Genomic DNA, 19,196 nt, shown 5'->3' with positions numbered 1-19,196 from the left:
CGATGAGCGTCGCGCCGGCCGCACGCTGGCGGTGCCTGATGGCTGACTACGCTGAGCCCTCTTTGCCTCTCCACCCTCCCTCTGAAAAGGTCCGCACATGATTCTGGTCACCGGCGGCGCCGGCTTCATCGGCGCAAATTTCGTGCTCGACTGGCTGGCACAATGCGACGAGGCGCTGCTCAACCTCGACAAACTGACCTACGCGGGCAATCGCGAGAACCTCGCGTCGCTGCTCGACGACCCGCGGCATATCTTCGTGCACGGCGACATCGGCGACAGCCAGCTCGCCACCAGCCTCCTGGCGCAATACCAGCCACGGGCGATCGTCAACTTTGCTGCCGAGTCGCATGTCGATCGCTCGATCCATGGTCCCGAGGACTTCATCCAGACCAACATCGTCGGCAGCTTCCATCTCCTTGAAGCGACGCGCGCCTATTGGGGGACGCTGGCTGGCGAGGCCAAAGAGCGCTTCCGCTTTCTGCACGTGTCGACGGACGAGGTCTATGGTTCCCTGGCCAGCGATGAGCCGGCTTTCAGCGAAACGCACGCCTATGAACCGAACAGCCCCTACTCGGCAAGCAAGGCCGCGAGCGACCATCTGGTGCGCGCCTACCACCACACTTACGGGCTGCCGGTGCTGACCACCAACTGCTCGAACAACTACGGTCCCTATCATTTCCCGGAAAAACTGATCCCGCTGATGATCGTCAATGCCCTCGCCGGCAAAGCCCTGCCGGTGTATGGCGACGGCCAGCAGATTCGCGACTGGCTGTACGTCAAGGATCACTGCACGGCAATCAGGCGCGTGTTGGAAGCCGGCCGCCCAGGCGAGACCTACAACGTCGGCGGCTGGAACGAGCAGCCCAACCTCGATATCGTGCACACCGTCTGCGACCTGCTCGACGAACTTCGCCCACGTTCGGACGGCCGCCCCTACCGCGAGCAGATCACCACGGTTGCCGACCGCCCCGGCCACGACCGGCGCTACGCCATCGACGCGCGCAAGATCGAAAACGAGCTGGGCTGGAAACCGGCAGAGACTTTCGCCACCGGCATTCGCAAGACCGTCCTCTGGTACCTGGAGAATCAGCAGTGGGTACAGCACGTGCAATCCGGCGCCTACCGCGATTGGGTCGAAAAGAACTATGGCGGGCGCAAGCCATGAAAATAAAGCGATGAAAATACTGCTCTTCGGCAAGCGCGGACAGGTCGGCTGGGAATTGCAACGCAGCCTGGCTCCGCTCGGAACCGTGATCGCCCTGGATCACGAAGGCGATGGCCCACTGTGCGGCAGCTTCACTGACCTCGCCGGCCTGGCAGCCTGCGTGCGCGCGGTTGCACCGGACGTGATCGTCAATGCCGCCGCCCACACGGCGGTCGACAAGGCCGAATCGGAACCCGAACTGGCGGGAACGCTCAACGCCCTGGCTCCCGGCGTGCTCGCCGAGGAAGCCAGCCGCCTCGGCGCCTGGCTGGTGCACTACTCGACCGACTACGTATTCGCAGGCAGCGGCGAAAAGCCCTGGCAGGAATGCGACGCGACCGCGCCCCTGAGCGTCTACGGTAAAACCAAGCTCGCCGGCGAACAGGCGGTCGCCGCAGCCTGCACCAAGCACCTCATCTTTCGCACCAGTTGGGTGTACGCCGCGCGCGGCAACAACTTTGCGCGCACCATGCTGCGCCTGGCGAGCGAACGCGATCAGCTCAAGGTAATCGCCGATCAGATAGGCGCGCCGACCGGCGCCGAATTGCTGGCCGACGTGACTGCGCACGCCATTCGCAGCGCCTGGCAACAACCAGCGCTCGCCGGCCTCTACCATCTGGTGGCTGGCGGCGAGACCAGCTGGCATGGCTACGCCCGGCACGTCATCGACTTCGCCCGGCAAGCCGGCGAGGCCATCCGCGTCGCGCCGACAGCCATCGAGGCGGTGCCAAGCAGCGCCTACCCCTTGCCCGCCCCACGCCCGCACAACTCCCGCCTGGACACGCGCAAGCTGCAAGCTGCCTTCGATCTGCGCCTGCCCGACTGGCAGGTCGGCGTGAACCGCATGCTCGTCGAAGTTCTCGGGCAATGAGCCCTGCGACGTCGCTACTGGCACCGAACGGCTGTGAGGCACCGAATCGTGGGATGATGGAGCCCTCGTTGCACAGATCCTGAAGGGAGTCCGCGTTGCTCTGGTGGCTGGCATATATCGCGCTGGGTCTGTTTACCGGCTTGTTCGCCGGCATGCTCGGCATCGGCGGCGGACTGCTCATGGTCCCGACCTTGACCATGATGTTTGCCGCGCAGGCGGGATTTCCGGCGACCGAGGTCCTGCATCTGGCGCTCGGCACATCGATGGCCGCGATCCTGTTTACGTCGCTTGCCAGCCTGCGCGCCCACCACCAGCATCAGGCCGTGCTGTGGAAGGTGGTTGGCCAGATCACCCCCGGGATTCTCGCCGGCACGCTGATCGGCACACTGTTCGCCGGCAGCGTGCCGTCCAGACCTCTGGCGCTCTTCTTCATGGTCTTCGTCTGCGTGGTCGCGGTGCAGATGATCCTTGACCTGAAACCCAAGGCCTCGCGCGAGTTACCCGGCGCGTTCGGCGTCTTTGGCGTCGGCACCGGCATCGGCGCGCTGTCGGCGCTGGTCGCCATCGGCGGGGGGTCCCTCACGGTACCCTTCCTGACCTGGTGCAACGTCCGCGTGCAGCATGCAATAGGAACGTCGGCGGCGGTCGGCTTCCCGATCGCCATCGGCGGTTCGCTGGGTTACATTTTCAACGGCTGGGAGCACCCCGGCCTGCCACCGTGGAGCGTCGGCTACGTGTACCTGCCGGCGCTGCTGTGGCTGGTGCCATCGAGCATGCTCATCGCACCCCTCGGCGCCCGCCTGGCGCACCGCTTGCCGGTGGCCACCCTGAAGCGTCTTTTCGCCGCCATCCTGATTCTCCTGGCAGCCAAGATGATGTGGGGTCTGTCCGTTTGATGTGCGGGTCGCAGGCCCCTTTCACGGCAAAGGCGGCGATCAGCGGCCTCTGAATTCCGGCTTGCGCTTCTCGATGAATGCCGACAGGCCTTCGCGATAGTCCTCGGTCGCGAGAAAGGCGAACGAAGCACGCAGTTCCTCGTCACTCAGCGGCGCACCCTGCTGCAGTCGACGCAGCCATTGCTTGTGCCAACGGGCAACCAGCGGCGCGCCGGCGCAAATGCGGCGAGCACTGGCGTAAGCCTCGTTAACCACTTCGTCCTCCGTCACCACCCGGGTAAGGAGGCCTTTGGCGAGCGCCTCATGCGCACCGAGAATGCGCCCTTCGAGCAGGATTTCCAGCAGGCATGCTGGTCCGGCCAGACGCAGCAGACTGGCCATCTCCGCGGGATACATCGAAAAACCGAGCTTGTTGATGGGCGCACCGAAACGCGACGACTGCGCGGCGATGCGCAGGTCGCACTGCGCGGCAATCTCCAGCCCACCACCGATGCATGCTCCCTGCAGCAACGCGATCGTCGGCTGACGACAGTCGGCCAGAGCTTGCAGAGCGGCGCCCGCCTGCCCATGGTAGGCCATTGCCCGCTCTACTGTGTCGCGCCTGCTGAGAAACTCGTCGATGTCGCCACCGGCGGCGAACGCTTGATCACCGTCGCCACGGACCACTACGCAGCGTATCTCTTCGTCGCCCGACAATTCAGCGACGATCTCGGCCAGGCTCTGCCACATGGCAAAGTCGATGGCGTTGAGTTTGCCCGGATTCGAAAGGGTCACTGTGGCGACCCTTTCGGCGTGCGTGCATAGAATACGCCCGCTCATGTCGGCAGTTCTTGAGTGGCGTTGCTCCTGGCCAGCGCCTGGCGTCCGGAAAGAATGTGATCGTGCATCGCGACTTGCGCGCCCGCCGCGTCGCCGGCCTTGATCGCCGCCAGGATGATCGCGTGTTCGGCGAGCGACTGCTGCACACGACCGTCGATGCTCAGCGAAAACCGGCGCGTCAGTTTGAGCACCTTGCGCAGGTCCTGGATCACCTGACGCAACCTGCGGTTTCCCGACATTTCCTGGATCTGGTAGTGAAACGCCTGATTGACCTCAAAAAAGTGCTCGATCTCCTTAGTCTCGGCAAAGTGCTGTAGTTCCGCGTGCAGCGCATCGAGCCTGGCCAGATCGTCGGGCTGTGCCCGGGTCGTCGCCTCGAGTGCGCAACGCCCTTCGAGCATGGCCATCAAGGGAAAAATGTCATCCAGGTCCTGCTCCGAGATTTCGGTGACGAAGCAGCCGCGACGTGGCCGCAAGGTCACCAGGCCTTCGGCGGCAAGGACCTTCAGCGCTTCGCGTAGCGGCGTGCGGCTGATCCCGTAATCGGTTGCCAGAGCCTGTTCGTCGATTCTGGCTCCCGGGGCTAACTGATGCGCGAAAATTCTCTGCCGTAGTCTTTCAGCGACCTCCTGGTAGAGGGCCGTCTGGGCGATTTGACTGGGATCCATCGATCTCTTTTTTTCTACTGATTCGTTCAGGGTCTCAGACGAGACCTTGCTTTCATAATTATGGATACAGTATTATTCGTCGAGCGGGGTGTCAAGTGCTAGCGATCTTTGTCTGCCATAGCGGCTCGCTTGGTCGGTATAATTCCTTGGCTCGTCGGGGCGAATTTCCCACCCCACCCCATCCCACTGATTTCGTGAAAGGTTCCGTAATGTCCAACGCGAACAATCCTGCATTAGCTGATTCATCCAACCTCGATGACTGGAAGAAGGCTGCCGCCAAAGCACTGCGCGGTGCCGAACTCGAAACGCTGAACTGGGTAACGCCCGAAGGCGTGGTCGTCAAGCCCCTCTATACCAGGAAGGATCTGGAAGGCCTGCCCTACACCGACACCCTGCCAGGCTTGGCCCCATTCGTCCGCGGCCCGCAGGCAACGATGTACACCGGCCGGCCATGGACCATCCGCCAATACGCCGGCTTCTCCACCGCTGAAGCGTCGAATGCCTTCTATCGCAAGGCGCTGGCGGCCGGCGGTCAGGGCGTCTCGGTAGCCTTCGACCTGGCCACCCACCGCGGCTACGACTCCGACCATGCGCGCGTCACCGGCGACGTCGGCAAGGCAGGCGTGGCGATCGACTCGGTCGAAGACATGAAGATTCTGTTCGACGGCATCCCTCTCGAGAAAATCTCGGTGTCGATGACCATGAACGGTGCCGTGCTGCCGATTCTTGCCGGCTACATCGTCGCCGCCGAAGAACAGGGCGTGCCGCAGGACAAGCTCTCGGGGACCATCCAGAACGACATCCTCAAGGAGTTCATGGTCCGCAACACCTACATCTATCCGCCGCAGCCGTCGATGAAGATCATCTCCGACATCATCGGCTACACCGCGCAGCACATGCCGAAGTTCAACTCGATCTCGATTTCGGGTTACCACATGCAGGAAGCCGGCGCCACGCAGGCGCTCGAACTGGCGTTCACCATTGCCGACGGTCGCGACTACGTGCGCACGGCGATTGCTTCCGGCCTGGACGTCGACGCCTTCGCCGGCCGGCTCTCGTTCTTCTTCGCCATCGGCATGAACTTCTACCTGGAAGTGGCCAAGCTGCGCGCTGCCCGCCTGTTGTGGTGGAAAGCGATGCAGGAGTTCGAGCCAAAGAATGCGAAATCGAGCATGCTGCGCACGCACTGCCAAACCTCGGGCTGGTCGCTGACCGAGCAGGATCCCTACAACAACGTCGTGCGTACGACCATCGAAGCGATGGCCGCGGTTTTTGGCGGGACGCAGTCGCTGCACACCAATGCCCTTGACGAAGCCATCGCCCTGCCAACCGAGTTCTCTTCGCGTATTGCCCGCAACACGCAGCTGGTGATCCAGGAAGAGACGCACATCACCAACGTCATCGACCCCTGGGCCGGTTCCTACATGATGGAGAGGCTGACCCAGGATCTCGCCGACGAGGCGTGGAAGATCATCGAGGAAGTCGACAGCATGGGCGGCATGACGCACGCCGTCGAATCCGGCTGGGCGAAGATGAAGATCGAGGGCTGCGCGGCCGACAAGCAGGCGCGCATCGACTCCGCCAAGGACGTCATCGTCGGCGTGAACAAGTACAAGCTGGCCAAGCAAGACGACCTCGAAATCCGCGACATCGACAACAATGCCGTCCGCGACTCGCAGATCGCCCGCCTGAAGAGCGTTCGCGCCGGCCGCGATAACGAAAAGGTCAATGCCGCACTGGCCGACCTGACACGCTGCGCCGAGAGCAAGGAAGGCAACCTGCTCGACCTGGCGATCAAGGCGATGCGCCTGCGCGCCTCGGTTGGCGAAGTTTCCGACGCCCTGGAAGCAGTTTACGGGCGTTTCCGCGCCACTCAACAGACTGTTTCCGGTGTCTACGGCGCGGTCGTCGAAGGGATCGCCAGCTGGGAGGCGCTGAAAGCCGAAATCGCCCAGTTCAACGAAGACGAAGGCCGGCGGCCGCGGATCATGGTCGCCAAACTCGGCCAGGATGGCCACGACCGTGGTGCCAAGGTGGTGGCCACGGCCTTTGCCGACCTCGGCTTCGACATCGACGTCGGCCCGCTCTTCCAGACCCCGGAAGAAGCGGCGCGGCTGGCCATCGAGAACGACGTGCATGCAATCGGTGTATCGTCCCTCGCGGCCGGACACAAGACGCTGTTGCCGGCGCTGGTCAAGGCGCTCAAGGATCAGGGAGCCGACGACATCATCGTTTTTGCAGGCGGGGTGATCCCGGCGCAGGACTATGACTTCCTGTACAAGTCTGGCGCCAAGGCCATTTTCGGACCGGGAACGCGTATCGAGGATTCGGCGATGACCATCGTCAGCGAGATCCGCAAAGCGCGCGCCGCCGCCTCTGCCTGAGCCACGCACTGCTGTCAGCCATGGATATGACCCACTCTTCAACCACCAGCATGGCCACGGCTGACCAGCATCTCGTCGACGGCGTCCTCGCCTGCCGTCGACGGGCCTTGGCCAAAGCCATCACCCTCGTCGAATCGACGCGCACTGATCATCAGCGTCGCGCCCGACAGGTGCTCACGGCGCTGCTCCCGCACACCGGACGAACCATCCGCGTCGGCATCTCTGGCGCACCCGGTGCCGGCAAATCAACTTTTATCGAATCGCTCGGCCTGTTCCTGATCGGCGCAGGCAAACGCGTCGCCGTGCTCGCCGTCGACCCCTCGTCGTCAGTCTCCGGCGGTTCGATTCTCGGTGACAAGACGCGCATGGAACTGCTCTGCCAGCGCGACGAAGCCTTCATCCGTCCCAGCCCGTCCTCGGGTTCGCTGGGCGGAGTCGCCGACAAGACACGCGAGGCGATGCTGCTCTGCGAAGCCGGCGGCTTTGACGTGATCATCGTCGAGACCGTCGGCGTCGGTCAATCCGAAACGACGGTAGCCGGCATGGTCGATGCGTTCGTCCTGCTGCAGTTACCCAGCCAGGGCGATGACCTGCAGGCCATCAAGAAGGGAATTGTCGAAATTGCCGACCTGATCATCTTCAACAAGGCCGATATCGACGAACGCGCCGCGGCCGCCGCGCGCAGTCAGATGCGTACCGCACTGACCATGCTGCGCAGCGCCAGCCCGAACTGGCGGCCGCCGGTGCTCACCTGCAGCGCGCTTGGCAAGCGCGGCATCGCCGAGTTCTGGGCCGAAATCGAGCGCTACCAGGGGCTCATGAAGGCAAGCGGCGAATTCGAACAAAAGCGCCGCCGGCAGGCGGTGGACTGGATGTGGAGCCTGATAGATTCCGGTCTGCGCCGCTACTTCCGCGCCCATCCGGCCATACGAGCGGCCCTGCCCGAGCTTTCCAGTGATGTCGCCGAGGGGCGGACGACGCCCGGCGCGGCTGCCGCACGGCTGCTGACGCTGATGAAGGAATGATTTCTTGAGTCGGATCAGGATCGTCCGACTCGCAAGCGTAGTTCTGATGTTTGAGTAGTTCTGATTGACCCGACCGTTAGGGAGTAAACCTTATGCACGACATTATTCGCCAGCTTGCAGAAAAGCGTGCGGCGGCGTGTCTGGGTGGTGGCCAGAAACGCATCGATAACCAGCACAGCAAGGGCAAACTGTCCGCCCGCGAGCGCATCGAGCTCTTGCTCGACAGCGGTTCCTTCGAAGAATGGGACATGTTCAAGGAACACCGTTGTCACGACTTCGGCATGGCCGAACAGTCGGTCCCCGGCGACGGTGTGGTGATTGGCTGCGGAACCATCAACGGCCGCCTGATGTTCGTCTTTTCGCAGGACTTCACCGTCTTCGGCGGTTCGCTGTCCGAAGCGCATGCTGAAAAAATCTGCAAGGTCATGGACCACGCGATCAAGGTGGGAGCGCCGGTGATCGGCCTCAACGACTCGGGCGGCGCACGCATCCAGGAAGGAGTCGCTTCGCTGGCCGGTTATGCCGACGTTTTCCAGCGCAACGTTCTCGCCTCGGGCGTCGTTCCGCAGATCTCGCTGATCATGGGACCTTGTGCCGGCGGCGCCGTCTATAGCCCCTCGATGACCGACTTCATCTTCATGGTCAAGGACTCGTCGTACATGTTCGTCACCGGCCCGGAAGTGGTCAAGACGGTGACCCATGAAGACGTCACCGCCGAAGAACTTGGCGGCGCCGTCACCCACACCAGCAAATCCGGGGTTGCCGACCTGGCTTTCGAAAATGATGTCGAGGCGCTGATGATGCTGCGCCGCTTCATCAGCTTCCTGCCTTCGAACAACCGTGAAAAGCCACCGCGCCTGCCCTCGCAGGATCCTGCCGAGCGCCTCGACTTCTCGCTCGACACCCTGGTACCGGACAATACCAACAAGCCGTACAACATCAAGGAACTGATCATCAAGGTCGCGGATGATGGCGACTTCTTCGAACTGCAGCGCGAGTACGCCAAGAACATCGTCATCGGCTTTGCGCGCATGGACGGCTCGACCGTCGGCATCGTCGCCAACCAGCCGCTGGTCCTGGCCGGCTGCCTGGACATCAAGAGCTCGATCAAGGCGGCGCGCTTCGTGCGCTACTGCGACGCTTTCAACATTCCGGTGGTGACCTTTGTCGACGTTCCCGGTTTCATGCCCGGCACCTCGCAGGAGTACGGCGGCATCATCAAGCACGGCGCCAAGCTGCTCTACGCCTACGCCGAGTGCACGGTGCCCAAGATCACCGTGATCACCCGCAAGGCCTACGGCGGTGCCTACGACGTGATGGCCTCCAAGCACCTGCGTGGCGACGTCAACTTCGCCTGGCCATCGGCCGAAATCGCCGTCATGGGTCCGAAAGGCGCGGTCGAGATCATTTTCCGCGAGGAGAAGAATGACCCGGAGAAACTGGCCGCACGCGAAGCGGAATACAAGGCCAAGTTCGCCAACCCCTTCGTCGCCGGAGCCCGCGGCTTCATCGACGACGTGATCATGCCGCACGAGACCCGCAAGCGCATCTGCCGCTCACTGGCCATGTTGCGGGACAAGAAACTGGAAAACCCGTGGCGCAAGCACGGCAACATTCCGCTTTGATCCACGGGGAGAAATAGAGATGTTCAAGAAAATACTGATCGCCAACCGCGGCGAAATTGCCTGCCGGGTCATGAAGACCGCCAAGCAGATGGGTATCCTGACGGTCGCCGTCTATTCCGAAGCCGACAAGGACTCGATGCACGTGCTGATGGCCGACGAAGCCGTGTGTATCGGCCCGGCAGCGTCCAAGGAATCGTACCTGGCGATGGACAAGATCATCGCCGCCTGCAAACAGACCGGCGCCGAAGCGGTGCACCCTGGCTACGGCTTCCTCTCCGAGAACGAGGAGTTCTCGCGTCGTCTCGAAGAAAGCGGCATCATCTTCATCGGCCCGAAGCACCATTCGATCGCCGCCATGGGCGACAAAATTGCCTCGAAGACGCTGGCTCAAGAAGCCAAGGTCAACACCATCCCCGGCTACAACGCGGCCATCGAAGATTCCGCTACCGCCGTCGGCATCGCCAAGGATATCGGTTACCCGGTCATGATCAAGGCCTCTGCCGGTGGTGGCGGCAAGGGACTGCGCGTCGCCTACAACGACGCGGAGGCCGCCGAAGGCTTTGATGCCTGCCGCAACGAGGCGCGCAACAGCTTTGGCGACGATCGCGTGTTCATCGAGAAGTTTGTCGAGGGACCGCACCATATCGAAATACAGCTCATTGCCGACTCCTTTGGCAACACCGTCTATCTGCTCGAACGCGAGTGTTCGATTCAGCGACGGCACCAGAAAGTCATCGAGGAAGCCCCGTCGCCCTTTATCGACGACAGCATCCGCAAAGCCATGGGTGAGCAGGCCGTGGCACTGGCCAAGGCGGTGAAGTATCAAAGCGCTGGTACCGTCGAGTTCGTCGTCGGTTCCGACAAGTCGTTCTACTTCCTGGAAATGAATACTCGCCTGCAGGTCGAGCATCCGGTCACCGAAATGATCACCGGCGTCGATCTCGTCGAGTTGATGATCCGCGTCGCCGCCGGCGAGAAACTGCCTTTCGTGCAGGACGATATCAAGGCCAATGGCTGGGCCATCGAGTGCCGGATCAACGCCGAAGACCCCTTCCGCGGCTTCCTGCCGTCGATCGGGCGCCTGGTCAAGTATCGGCCACCGGAAGCCGTCGAAGGGGAAGTCCGGGTCGATACCGGGGTCTTCGAAGGTGGCGAGATTTCGATGTATTACGACTCGATGATCGCCAAGCTGATCTGCCACGGCTCGACCCGCGAGCAGGCGGTCAATCGCATGCGCGACGCACTGAACGCCTTCGTGATCCGCGGCATCAGTTCGAACATTCCATTCCAGGCCGCGCTGATGCAGAACAAGCGTTTCCTGTCGGGGATTTTCACCACTTCTTTCCTGGCCGACGAGTTCCCGAGCGGCTTCGTCGCCAGCGACGTGGTGCACCAGGATCCGGGCCTGCTTGCCGCCGTCGCCGCCTTCGGGCGTCGTCGCTACATCGACCGGGCAGTCCAGGTCAGTGGTCAGATGCCCGGGCACGAGCGCAAGGTCGGCAGCGGCTGGGTGGTGCAGATGGAAGGCAAGGACTACCCAGTGGTGGTCACGCCGATCCCCGGCGGCTACTCGGTCACCTACGGCGCGGATCGCTACGATCTCGTTTCCGACTGGCGGTTCGGCGAACAGGTCTTCCACGGTACCTGTAACGGCGAACCGCTATGCCTGCAACTCGAACGCATCGGCCTGCTCTATCGCGTCGTCCACTTCGGCAAGCAGGTCAAGGCGACGGTAATGACCGCCAATGCTGCCCGCATGCTGGCGCTGATGCCGAAGAAGGTGCCGCCGGATCTCTCCAAGTTCCTGCTCTCGCCGATGCCGGGCTTGCTGCGTGAAGTTTCGGTCAGCGTCGGCCAGCAGGTCAGCGCCGGCGAAAAGCTGGCTGTCATCGAAGCGATGAAGATGGAGAACGTTCTCCGCGCCGAGCTTGACTGCAAGGTCAAGAAGATCCTTACCGAGCCGGGCGAGAGCCTGGCGGTCGATCAGGTGATCATCGAGTTCGAATGAGTCTGACGCAGCGACAGTTCGGCGACCGTCGAAGCCCGCCTCCCGGCGGGCTTTTTTGTTTCACGGAGCGATCGCGAAGAAGATCCTTGCGGCTTTGCCGGTCCCCAGACCATCCGGGCCAACAGTTGCGCGAAAACCCCCATGGCGCCTTCACGCCATGAGGACTGGGGGGAGTCATCCTATCGGTTTGTTGCTGCAAGCACCCTGCCCGGCAGCCGCGAACCGACCCTAGCGCATGTCCTCCGGCGCCGGCAGATTGTGCTGCATAAGTACGAAGAAACGATCGTAGAAGGGCCCGGCCGGGATCGTTTCGCTGGCCACCTTGACCAGCGAATCCTCGGTCGCCGAGAGCGGTATCGACAAGGTGCCGAGCGCTGCGACGCCGACGCTCGCCGAACTCGGGTTCTTCTTGAGCGCGTAGCGGTCCTGGACTGCGCTGACATAAGCGGTCGCCAACTTGCCCCCCGTACCCACCGGAGCGCAAACAACATTGAAAACGATCTGCACATGCACCTCACCCTCGGGCTGGAAGCTCTTGGTTGCGCTGAGGAAATCGTGCACCTGGGCAGTCATTCGGTAACCCTGGCTGAGCAAGGCGCGGCGTGCCGCTTCGCAGGTCTCCTCGACGCCGGCGTCGAAGAGACGTGAAAACGTCTCGTCGGCCGCGAAGCCTTCCCGCTGGTAAACGGTGGCGCGGTCGGGCGAACTGGTGCAAGCAGCCAGCACGCCAAGCAGCAGCATTCCGGCCAGCCCCTGGCGAACAGAAAGTGACCGACAGCAGCTCGACAGCCAGCTCACTTCATTGTCTGCCACAGGTTTCCTGCACGTAGGCATCGCCATTCTCCGGTCGGCGGCAGGGCAGATAGCACCCTACTCCAAAGCGATTCGGCGCCGCAAGCATCGCGCAAGCTGGCGAGTTGAACCAGGTCAAGCCAGATACTCCACCATCAATCGCGGCACACCGTTTCAGGCGCACGTTCGATACGGCTCCTCGAAGTCCAGGAAGTCGTGCTCGGCCAGCGCGCCCTCGCTCCAGGCAAGGACTCCCGGCAGCGCCTGCACGCGCTCGATATAGGCAGCAATGGCCGCCGGCACCGGCACCGCGTAGCTCACCAGGCGCTTGACCACTGGCGCGAAGAAAGCGTCAGCAATGGAAAACTTGCCGAACAGCAGCGGCCCGCCGTGCGCGACCAGCAACTCGCTCCACATCTGCACCAGCCGATCGACGTCTGCACGTACTGCCGCCTGTTCGCGCAAGACGCGTTGCCCGATCTCCGGCAACGCCGCTTCGATGTTCATCGGCAAGTGACTGCGCAAGGCACCGAAACCGGCGTGCATCTCGGCACAGACGCTGCGCGCGCGGGCGCGCGCTTGCCGCTCGACGGGCCACAGCTGCCGATCAGGATATTTCTCGGCCAGGTACTCGGCAATCGCCAGCGTGTCCCAGACCGCAAAACCGTCATCCACCAACACCGGCACGCGGCCGGCCGGGCTGTGCCGGGCGAGTTCGGTCTTGAACTTCGAGTCGGGCGTGAAGGCATCGAAGCGCAGCATCACCTCGGCGAAAGGAATTTCTGCCTGACGTAGCAGCACCCACGGGCGCATCGACCAGGACGAGTAGTTTTTGTTGCCGATAAAGAGCTGCATGGACATGGTGATTCACCTTTCATTGACAGGACAATCGCGCTGCCGCCGGACTCGGTGTGCAGAGTGCACTCCGGCAAACGCCGCCTTTCTCAGTGATGGAAGCCGGAAGCTTCGGCGGCGCTCAGCGGCGCCGGCAGCCGGTGTTTGGCAAAGTACTCGAGTGCGCGCCGGATGTCTTCCACCAGCAACGTCGCCAGGTCGCGGCTGACTCCGTGCCGCACGAGGATGCGCTGGATTGCGAGATCCTGACGATTGGCCGGCAAGGCATAGGCGGGCACTTGCCAGCCACGACTGCGCAGGCGGTCGGCCAGATCGTAAAGGCTGAAGCCCGGATCGGCGCCCTCCTTCATCTTCCAGCACAAGGCCGGGATGCCGGCGTCGCGATCGCCGCCGTAGATGATCTCGAAAGGTCCGAGTTCGGCGATTCTGGCGGCGAGGTAAGCGGCGGTGTCGTAGCAGGCGCCGTGAATCTTGCCATAGCCCTCCCTGCCCAAACGCAGGAAATTGTAGTACTGGCAAACCACCTGCCCGCCCGGCCGCGAGAAGTTCAGGGCGATGTCGCGCATGTTGCCACCCAGGTAATTCACCCAGAAGACCATTTCATCGGGCAGGTCGGCAGCTTCCCGCCAGATGACCCAGCCGACACCGAGCGGCGACAGACCGAACTTGTGGCCCGAGGTGTTGATCGACTTGACGCGCGGAATACGGAAATCCCAGACCAGATCCGGGGCACAGAAGGGCGCCAGAAAACCACCGCTGGCGCCGTCGACATGCATCGGGATGTCCAGTCCCTGCTCTTCATGCAACTGATCGAGCGCGTCGGCGACCGCCTTGACCGGCTCGTACTGGCAGGTGAAAGTCACCCCCAAGGTCGCTACGACACCGATGGTGTTCTCGTCACAGCGCTTGAGCACTTCCTCGGCAGTCATCAGCAGACGTTCGCCTTCGAGAGGAATCTCGCGCAGCTCGATGTCCCAATAGCGGGCGAACTTGTGCCAGCAGATCTGCACCGGGCCGGTAATCAGATTCGGCTTGTCGATCGGCTTGCCGGCCGCTTTTCGTTGGCCCTCCCAGCGCCGCTTCATGGCCATGCCGCCAAGCATCGCCGCTTCGCTCGAACCGGTCGTCGAGCAGCCGACGGTATTCGCCGCCGTCGGCGAGTTCCAGAGATCGGCGAGCATGTGCACACAACGGGCCTCGATTTCGGCGGTCTGCGGGTACTCATCCTTGTCGACCATGTTCTTGTCCATGCACTCATCCATCAGCTGATGGACTTCGGGCTCGGCCCAGGTCTGACAGAAGGTCGCCAGGTTCTGCCGCGCGTTGCCGTCGAGCATCAACTCGTCGTGGACCACCGAGTAGGCATGGCGCGGATCGTGTTCCGACGCCGGGAACCTGTACTTGGGCATGCTGACCGACAAATCGGCCGAGGCGTACACCTCGTCCTCGAGTTTCTCGCGAATGCTTTCTTTCTCGTGGAGGGGCATGCTGTTGTGCCTTTCGCTGTTGGATGAAATACGTCGCGTGCTGCGTTCTGATCGCGCGTCGCGCTACCGCCTGCCCTGGCCTCAGTGCGCCTGGTCCCAATTGGCGCCAACACCGACATCGACCACTAGCGGCACGCGCAGGGTCGCCCAGTCGGTCATCAGTCCCGGCAACGCGGCGCGCACACGCGCCAGCTCGCCGTCGGGAACTTCGAGCACCAGTTCGTCATGCACCTGCATCAGCAGGCGCGTCTGCAGGCCCTCGGCGTCGAGCCAGCCCTGGACGACAATCATCGCCGACTTGATCAGGTCCGCCGCCGAGCCCTGCATCGGCGCGTTGATCGCCGCGCGTTCGGCACCCTGGCGACGCGCAGCCTGGCTGGAGCGAATTTCGGGAAGCCATAGGCGACGCCCGAAAACGGTGTCGACGTAGCCCTGCGTCCTGGCCATCTCGCGCGTCCTGGCCATGTAGCCGGCGACACCCGGATAGCGTGCAAAATAGCGCTCGATATAGGCTTGCGCGGCGCTACGTTCGAGGTCCAGTTGCCGGGCCAGCCCGAAAGCACTCATGCCGTAGATCAGGCCAAAGTTGATGACCTTGGCGACGCGCCGCTGATCCGGGCCGACGTCGCCCGCACTGACGCCGAAGATCTCGGCAGCGGTTGCCCGATGCACATCCTCGCCCTGCGCGAAAGCTTCCAGCAGACGCGGGTCCTCCGAGAGGTGGGCCATGATCCGCAGTTCGATCTGCGAATAGTCCGCCGATACAATGCTGCAGCCGGCGGGAGCAATGAAGGCCGCGCGGATGCGCCTTCCTTCGGGCGTGCGCACCGGGATGTTCTGCAGGTTGGGATCGCTCGACGCCAAGCGGCCGGTGACTGCTACCGCCTGCGCGTAGCTGGTATGTACCCGTCCGCTCTGGGCATTGACCATTTTCGGCAGCTTGTCGCTATAGGTGCTCTTGAGCTTGGCCAGTTGTCGCGATTCGAGCAGGATCTTGGGCAGCGGGTAGTCCAGTGCCAACTCCGAGAGCACTTCTTCGTCGGTCGACGGCGACCCGGAGGGCGTTTTCTTCTTCACCGGCAGACCCAGCGTGCCGAAGAGGATTTCCGCCAGCTGCTTCGGCGAGTTGACATTGAACGGCTGCCCGGCCGCCGCGTGTGCCTGCGCTTCGAGCTCGAGCAGGCGCTTGCCGATCTCGGAACTCTGTTCGCCGAGCAACTGCGCATCGATCAGCACGCCGGTCCGCTCCATGCGCAACAGGATCTCGCGCACCGGCATCTCGATCGTCTCGTAGACCCGCAGTAGACCCGCATCGGCGGTGATCTGCGGATAAAGCCTGGCGTGCAGCCGCAGGCACAGATCGGCGTCCTCGGCAGCATATTCGGCGGCCTGCTCGATGGCCACCTGGGCAAAGCTGATCTGCTTGGCGCCCTTGCCGCACAGCGCTTCGTAGGGGATCGTCGCCAGCCCGAGATGGCGCGTCGCCAGGCGACCGAGGTCGTGGCCGCGAGCGCCGTCCTTGCCCGATTCGAGGACGTAGGATTGCAGCAGGGTATCGTGCGCGACGCCGGCCAGGGCAATGCCGTGGTTGGCCAGAACATGCTGGTCGTACTTGAGGTTCTGACCGATCTTGGCGTGTTTGGCGGATTCCAGCCAGGGCTTCAAACGCGCCAGCGTTGCGGCGCACGGTAACTGGTCCGGCCCGCCGGGATAGCAATGGGCCAGTGGCAGGTAGGCCGCTTCGCCTTCGGCGACCGCCAGAGAGAGGCCGACGATGCGCGCTGCAAAGGGGTCGAGGCTGGTGGTTTCGGTATCCAGGGCGGTCAGTGGGCTGGCGTCGATCTTCGCCAGCCAGCGCTCGAATGCCGCCTGGTCGAGGATCGTCTCGTAGTTCGCTCGATGCGCGTCGTCGGACAGGAGGCTCGCCTGCTCGGGCTGGGCAAGCGGCGGCAGCGGCGTGCTGCCCGCTGGCGTGCTCGACTGCGCGGCCTTCGCCGCGCCGCCCTCCGGAGTCTCCTGAATGTCGCGCAACCAGGAACGCATTTCGTAGTGTGCAAACAGCGCGGCCAGGCGTTCGCGGTCGACCGGGCGCGGCGCGAGGTCGGCGACTGCCAGGGGCAGCTCGAGGTCGCAGCGAACGGTGACCAGGCGCTGCGCCAGCGGCAGGAAGTCGAGCGCACGGCGCAGGTTCTGGCCGACGACGCCACCGATTTCGGCAGCGGCGGCAATGACGCCGGCGAGCGAACCATACTGGCTGAGCCACTTGACCGCCGTCTTGGCACCGACTTTGTCGACGCCGGGCACGTTGTCGACCGTATCACCGACCAGCGCCAGGTAGTCAACGATGCGCTCGGCGGCAACGCCGAACTTCGCGAGCACGCCGGCTTCATCGAGCACTTCGTTGCTCATGGTGTTGACCAGCTGTACCTGCGGAGCGACCAGTTGTGCGAGATCCTTGTCGCCGGTAGAGACCACCACGCTGACGCCCTGCGCCGCTGCCTGCTGCGCCAGCGTGCCGATCACGTCGTCCGCTTCGACCCCGTCGACGATCAACAGCGGCCAGCCCAGCGCGGCGATGGCGGCATGCAAGGGTTCGATCTGGCAGACCATGTCCGCGGGCATCGGCGGCCGGTTGGCCTTGTACTGCGGGTACCAGTGGTCACGAAAAGTCTTGCCCTTGGCATCGAAAACACAGGCTTTGTAAGCGACATCGCGTGCCTGGTAGTCGCTTTCCAGTCGGCGCAGCATATTCAGCACGCCATGCAGCGCGCCAGTCGGCTCGCTGCGCGTCGTGCGCAGATCAGGCATGGCGTGGAAGGCACGGTAAAGGTAGGACGATCCGTCGACCAGGAGCAGGGTAGGCATCAGCGGGCCACCAGCGAGGAGAAAGAACTGAGGAAGAAGCACGAGCCAAACACTTGTTCGCCCCATCGCGAGGCCATGGAGAAACCCCTGTCCGGCAAAGCAATGTTGGCGAATCGGCAAACATTATCGCAGACTTCGGCGAGGCCTCCGCGATCAGCGACATTACTGCCGACTACTTGCGTAGTCTTGTACTCGCTTGTACTCGCATCGACTTTGAACGATGATACTCACCGTTGGCTCAACCACCCGGAAACATCCCCATGCGTCGCATCCTATTGGCCCTCTTCGTACCATTTGTTCTGGCAATCGCTGCCCTGCCCGCTCTCGCGCAGGAGAGAACCGATCTGCAGCCCTTGCCCGCCGTCCCGCCACCGCCGCCGGAAATGGCGCCGTTCGACGAGAGCCTGGAACCCGAAGTGACGATCAAGAAACGCGAGGGCGACACCATCGAGGAGCACCGGATCAACGGCAAGCTGTTCAAGATCAAGGTAACCCCCGCCCACGGTGTTCCCTACACCCTGATCGACCGCAACGGCGACGGCAACTTTAGCCAGACAACAATGGGCTCGGCCGATGTCAGCGTCCCGCAATGGGTGATCGGCACCTTCTGACGCGCTGGCACTCACGCTCACCTGCTGGCCCGCTGTTAGCAGCGCTTTTACCAGCGCCCCTGCCAATCCTCCGCCACCCCTTTTCACAGCTCTCGGGAGAGCCATGTCGGTATTCACCCAGCTGACGGCCGCGCAGGCGGCCGCCGGGCTCGAAGCCTATCCTCTGGGAAACCTCGAAGCGCTGACCGGGATCGCCGAAGGCGTGCAGAACTCCAACTTCTTCCTGAACACCAGCACCGGCGACTATGTGTTGACCCTCTTCGAAGAAGTGACAGCCGAGCAGGCTCCGTTCTACATTCAGCTGCTGGCCCATCTGGCGGCGCAGGGCTTGCCCTGCCCGGCCCCGGTCGCCAACCGCTGCGGCGCATTGTTGACCACCCTCGGCGACAAACCGGCGGTCATCGTCAGCCGCCTTGCCGGGCGCTCTGAAGACACGCCAAACCTGGCGCAGTGCGCCGCAGTGGGCGGCCTGCTGGCCGCGCTGCACCTCGCCGCGTGCTCCTTCCCGGCGCCGCCAAGGCATCAGCGCGATATCGACTGGTGCGCAAGGGTGGCCGTCGAGATCGAATCCCGCCTCGCTGAAAACGACGCCCGGCTGCTGCGCGACGAGTTGCGCCAGCAACGGGCCCTGCGCCCGGACGATCTGCCGCGCGGGCTGATTCACGCCGATCTTTTTCGCGACAACGTCCTGTTCTCGGGCGATCGCATCAGCGGCGTGCTCGACTTCTACTTCGCCGGCGTCGACGATCTGCTTTTTGATCTGGCGGTGACCGTCAACGACTGGTGCCTGACCGCCGACGCGGCGCTCGACAGCGAGCGCTGCGCCGCCCTGCTCGGCGCCTATGACGCCCAACGACCGCTGTTGCCAGCCGAGCAAGCGGCATGGCCGACGCTGCTGCGCGCTGCGGCGCTGCGCTTCTGGATCTCGCGCCTGCAGGACTACCATTTGCCGCGGACCGGAGACCTGGTCGTTATGCGTGACCCGGACGCCTACCGCTCGATCCTGCTGGCGCGCATCGCGTCGGGCAGCAAGGTGCCCTGGCTTGCCTCACCCGCCCAGGGCGACTAGCATTTGCACTCTATTCT

General features: G+C 63.3%; 15 protein-coding genes. 9 read left to right on the top strand and 6 right to left on the bottom strand.

Annotated features, from left to right (window positions below):
- Positions 1–97: 97 nt before the first annotated feature.
- The 3 genes from rfbB (at position 98) to QZ648_RS00470 (ending at position 2,971) form a co-directional block, all read left to right on the top strand.
- On the top strand, positions 98–1,165 hold the full coding sequence (gene rfbB / locus QZ648_RS00480) for a dTDP-glucose 4,6-dehydratase (protein WP_169065364.1): 1,068 nt from the start codon (positions 98–100) through the stop codon (positions 1,163–1,165).
- A 10-nt stretch (positions 1,166–1,175) separates the two neighbouring features.
- On the top strand, positions 1,176–2,075 hold the full coding sequence (rfbD, locus tag QZ648_RS00475; protein ID WP_291995800.1) for a dTDP-4-dehydrorhamnose reductase: 900 nt from the start codon (positions 1,176–1,178) through the stop codon (positions 2,073–2,075).
- A gap of 95 nt (positions 2,076–2,170) precedes the next feature.
- On the top strand, positions 2,171–2,971 hold the full coding sequence (locus tag QZ648_RS00470) for a sulfite exporter TauE/SafE family protein (RefSeq protein ID WP_169065362.1): 801 nt from the start codon (positions 2,171–2,173) through the stop codon (positions 2,969–2,971).
- Positions 2,972–3,010: 39 nt separating this feature from the next.
- Here QZ648_RS00470 and QZ648_RS00465 read toward each other — a convergent pair whose 3' ends face one another.
- Both QZ648_RS00465 and QZ648_RS00460 read right to left on the bottom strand, forming a co-directional pair.
- The gene (locus QZ648_RS00465) at positions 3,011–3,790 is read right to left on the bottom strand and encodes an enoyl-CoA hydratase-related protein (protein ID WP_291995799.1); all 780 of its coding nucleotides are present in this window, start codon (positions 3,788–3,790) and stop codon (positions 3,011–3,013) included.
- Complete coding sequence (locus QZ648_RS00460) at positions 3,787–4,458, bottom strand: GntR family transcriptional regulator (RefSeq protein WP_291995798.1); 672 nt, start codon at positions 4,456–4,458, stop codon at positions 3,787–3,789. Before QZ648_RS00460 ends, QZ648_RS00465 begins: the two co-directional genes overlap by 4 nt.
- A 209-nt stretch (positions 4,459–4,667) precedes the next feature.
- Here QZ648_RS00460 and scpA point away from each other — a divergent pair, with 209 nt between their 5' ends.
- From scpA to accC, 4 genes are all read left to right on the top strand, one after another.
- Positions 4,668–6,842 (top strand): methylmalonyl-CoA mutase, encoded by a 2,175-nt coding sequence (scpA, locus tag QZ648_RS00455; protein WP_169065360.1) that lies wholly within the window; start codon positions 4,668–4,670, stop codon positions 6,840–6,842.
- 26 nt (positions 6,843–6,868) lie between these two features.
- Positions 6,869–7,867 (top strand): methylmalonyl Co-A mutase-associated GTPase MeaB, encoded by a 999-nt coding sequence (gene meaB, locus QZ648_RS00450; RefSeq protein WP_169065359.1) that lies wholly within the window; start codon positions 6,869–6,871, stop codon positions 7,865–7,867.
- 92 nt (positions 7,868–7,959) lie between these two features.
- Entirely contained in the window at positions 7,960–9,492 is a 1,533-nt protein-coding gene (locus tag QZ648_RS00445; RefSeq protein WP_291995797.1) for an acyl-CoA carboxylase subunit beta, read from the top strand.
- 19 nt (positions 9,493–9,511) lie between these two features.
- Positions 9,512–11,500 (top strand): acetyl-CoA carboxylase biotin carboxylase subunit, encoded by a 1,989-nt coding sequence (gene accC / locus QZ648_RS00440; protein WP_169065357.1) that lies wholly within the window; start codon positions 9,512–9,514, stop codon positions 11,498–11,500.
- A gap of 228 nt (positions 11,501–11,728) precedes the next feature.
- Here accC and QZ648_RS00435 read toward each other — a convergent pair whose 3' ends face one another.
- From QZ648_RS00435 to polA, 4 genes are all read right to left on the bottom strand, one after another.
- Entirely contained in the window at positions 11,729–12,313 is a 585-nt protein-coding gene (locus QZ648_RS00435) for a DUF2242 domain-containing protein (protein WP_291995796.1), read from the bottom strand.
- Positions 12,314–12,466: 153 nt separating this feature from the next.
- Positions 12,467–13,147 (bottom strand): glutathione S-transferase family protein, encoded by a 681-nt coding sequence (locus tag QZ648_RS00430; RefSeq protein WP_169065411.1) that lies wholly within the window; start codon positions 13,145–13,147, stop codon positions 12,467–12,469.
- A gap of 89 nt (positions 13,148–13,236) precedes the next feature.
- Positions 13,237–14,634, bottom strand: a complete 1,398-nt coding sequence (locus tag QZ648_RS00425) for a glutamate decarboxylase (RefSeq protein WP_291995795.1) — start codon at positions 14,632–14,634, stop codon at positions 13,237–13,239.
- A gap of 81 nt (positions 14,635–14,715) precedes the next feature.
- On the bottom strand, positions 14,716–17,499 hold the full coding sequence (polA, locus tag QZ648_RS00420; RefSeq protein ID WP_291995794.1) for a DNA polymerase I: 2,784 nt from the start codon (positions 17,497–17,499) through the stop codon (positions 14,716–14,718).
- A 260-nt stretch (positions 17,500–17,759) separates the two neighbouring features.
- Between polA and QZ648_RS00415 the strand changes: the two genes are divergently transcribed.
- Positions 17,760–18,110: a DUF2782 domain-containing protein gene (locus QZ648_RS00415; RefSeq protein WP_169065354.1), complete on the top strand. Its 351-nt coding sequence runs from the start codon at positions 17,760–17,762 to the stop codon at positions 18,108–18,110.
- A gap of 103 nt (positions 18,111–18,213) precedes the next feature.
- Positions 18,214–19,179, top strand: coding sequence for a homoserine kinase (locus QZ648_RS00410; protein WP_291995793.1), 966 nt, complete (start codon positions 18,214–18,216; stop codon positions 19,177–19,179).
- The last annotated feature ends 17 nt before the right edge of the window (positions 19,180–19,196 follow it).

Source organism: Candidatus Accumulibacter sp. ACC012, assembly GCF_907163155.1.
In the GTDB taxonomy this organism is placed as follows: Bacteria; Pseudomonadota; Gammaproteobacteria; order Burkholderiales; family Rhodocyclaceae; genus Accumulibacter; species Accumulibacter delftensis.
This window is presented reverse-complemented; position numbering and strand designations above follow the sequence as displayed.